Here is a 2291-nt window from a genome sequence, read left to right as displayed (position 1 = left end):
CTGCCCCCTCACTACCCGCTCCCATCGCATCTCTCTCCCTCCAACCACCACGCGGTCCACCGCATCCCTCTCCCTCCAACCACCACGCGGTCCACCGCATCCCTCTCCCTCCAACCACCACCCGGTCCACCGCATCCCTCTCCCTCCAACCACCACCCGGTCCACCGCATCCCTCTCCTCCCAACCACCACCCGGTCCACCGCATCCCTCTCCTCCCAACCACCACCCGGTTCACCGCCTCTTCCCACCTCGGCCCCACCACCCGCTTCCCGCCACCCTTCCTCCACCGCTTCCCACCACCGCATCTCCCCCACCACCCGCTCCTACCGCCTCTCCCCACGCCCGTCACCCACCGCCCTTCCCACCAGCTCTCCTCAGCGCCACTTCCCCACGCGCAGCCGTAGCGCTCCTTGTGTCGCAGTTCACTCGACTAACTGCCGCTACGCTGCGTCACCCTCAAACCGCTTCCTACGCCTCCTGCCGCGGTTCAGCTCCCGCTCCGGTCACCGCCCGCGTCTTGCCCCCTTCGGTGGGCTGTTTGCCCGTTTCCTGGCAGCAAGAACCCCTGTCCAGAAGCAGATGCGCAGGTAGACCGCAACCACCAACCCGAGTTAGGGCGTGCTCGTTCTCGCGGAGATGAGTGGTGGGCACCACCAGCCGTGGTCCGTCCATGGAATAAATCACTCGATTGGTGCCCGCCGTAATCCGATCGGATGATCTCCCGTGAAGTACGCGTGTCAGGTCCCCAGGTCGGTTTTGATCGGTGCTAGGTAGGGATGGTCCTCCCAGGACCGTCGATCACCCGTTTGGATGAAGTGCGATCCCCCGATGTTCACCTGTGACGTGGACAGACCTTTCTTCCAAACGTGAGCCCCTGTCCTGTTAGGCGAATTTCTGGTTCAGTGCGGGTGGCGCGGCCCTACTCTGAGGTAAGTTGCCGAAGAGCACGGGCAACGCTTGGCGGTGACTCCGCCGGGAGACGGCTACCGCTTGTCACCAAGAGGTGATCGGTGAGGTCTCACGATCGGTCGCCAACTGGGTACGCTCTGCCGCACTCATACCCCCGGACGGGTGAACTGCGAGGGTTAAGAGAGCGGAAGGGGTTCTCCAGCCGTCACAGGGGAAGGGGCTCAGTCGTTTGACGACTGGGAAGGGAGAGAAGGGGTAGCGACAATGCGCAACGATCACGTGACGCTCCGCTCAACAGCGGTGTTCGACCTGCTGGCGCCGCGGACGCCCGCTGTCCCGGTGAAGGTCGAGCTGCGCTACGACACGCGCGATCCGTATGCAGTTGTCGCAGCCTTCCGCACCGGCCGGGCCGGCTGGGTCGAGTGGGTCTTCGCCCGCGACCTGCTGGCCGACGGACTCATCGCGGAAGCCGGCAACGGCGACGTCCGCATCCGCCCCGCGGTGGACGACCCGGAGGTCGTCGTCATCGAGCTGAGCTCGCCGTCCGGGCACGCGGTGTTCGAGGCGTCCGCGCAGGAGCTGGCGGACTTCCTGGACCGCACGTACGACGTCGTGGTGCCGGGCAACGAGCACCTCTGGGTGGACGTCGACGAGGCCCTCACACACCTGATTTCCACCGACCTGACCTGAGAGGCACCCCCCTGCGAACGCCGTGTCAGGCGTCCGCTAAAGTTCCGATCACACCAAGGGGACAGGGAATCTGGTTCCACAGCCCCAGGTCTTCGCGGACGTAGCGCAGCTGGTAGCGCATCACCTTGCCAAGGTGAGGGTCGCGGGTTCGAGTCCCGTCGTCCGCTCGAGGAGGGGCATCCCATTCACCCCACCCACGCAAAGCCACGGCGGCGTGGCCGAGTGGCTTAGGCAAGGGCCTGCAAAGCCCTGTACGCGGGTTCGATTCCCGCCGCCGCCTCGGGCGATTAGCTCAGTGGGAGAGCACTACCTTGACACGGTAGGGGTCACTGGTTCAATCCCAGTATCGCCCACCAGACATAGACGCTGGTCAGACGGCCTGTGGGTGATCATCACCGACAGGCCGTTTCTGCGTTGTGGGAGCAAATTGGGAGCAAACGATCTTGACCACACTTGTCGTGTGGTAGTGGTCGCTCCCCAAGCTGCTCCCATTTTGCTCCCACCGCGCCTGAAGACCCGCGCACATACTGGAGACCATGGAAGTGGTCACATGCGAGTAGACACCCCGCACCCCACCCAACCGGTGACCTAGCCGCTTGCACTGCACCACCTCCGGCACACCGTCCTCGATCAACCACGTCTTGTGCGTGTGACGCAGGAATTTATTTTGATTTACGTGGTGGTAATGTTTG

At 64.1% G+C, this 2291-nt stretch carries 1 protein-coding gene, 3 tRNA genes and 1 pseudogene; 4 read left to right on the top strand and 1 reads right to left on the bottom strand.

Features of this window, described 5'->3' with window-relative positions; all coding sequences use genetic code 11:
* Positions 1 to 1173 precede the first annotated feature (1173 nt).
* The 4 genes from ACJ73U_RS36240 to ACJ73U_RS36225 all read left to right on the top strand — a co-directional run bounded on the left by ACJ73U_RS36240 (position 1174) and on the right by ACJ73U_RS36225 (position 1955).
* Positions 1174 to 1599, top strand: a complete 426-nt coding sequence (locus ACJ73U_RS36240) for an SsgA family sporulation/cell division regulator (protein WP_075123646.1) — start codon at positions 1174 to 1176, stop codon at positions 1597 to 1599.
* 94 nt (positions 1600 to 1693) lie between these two features.
* Positions 1694 to 1766, top strand: a tRNA-Gly gene (locus tag ACJ73U_RS36235).
* Positions 1767 to 1807: 41 nt separating this feature from the next.
* Positions 1808 to 1879, top strand: a tRNA-Cys gene (locus ACJ73U_RS36230).
* Position 1880: 1 nt separating this feature from the next.
* Positions 1881 to 1955, top strand: a tRNA-Val gene (locus ACJ73U_RS36225).
* Between the two features lie 14 nt (positions 1956 to 1969).
* On the opposite strand, the pseudogene ACJ73U_RS36220 reads toward ACJ73U_RS36225, so the two are convergent.
* A pseudogene (locus ACJ73U_RS36220) lies at positions 1970 to 2291 on the bottom strand (hypothetical protein); the annotation flags it as partial.

The sequence above is a fragment of the Actinophytocola sp. genome (assembly GCF_045807065.1).
Lineage (GTDB): Bacteria > Actinomycetota > Actinomycetes > Mycobacteriales > Pseudonocardiaceae > Actinophytocola.
This window is presented reverse-complemented; position numbering and strand designations above follow the sequence as displayed.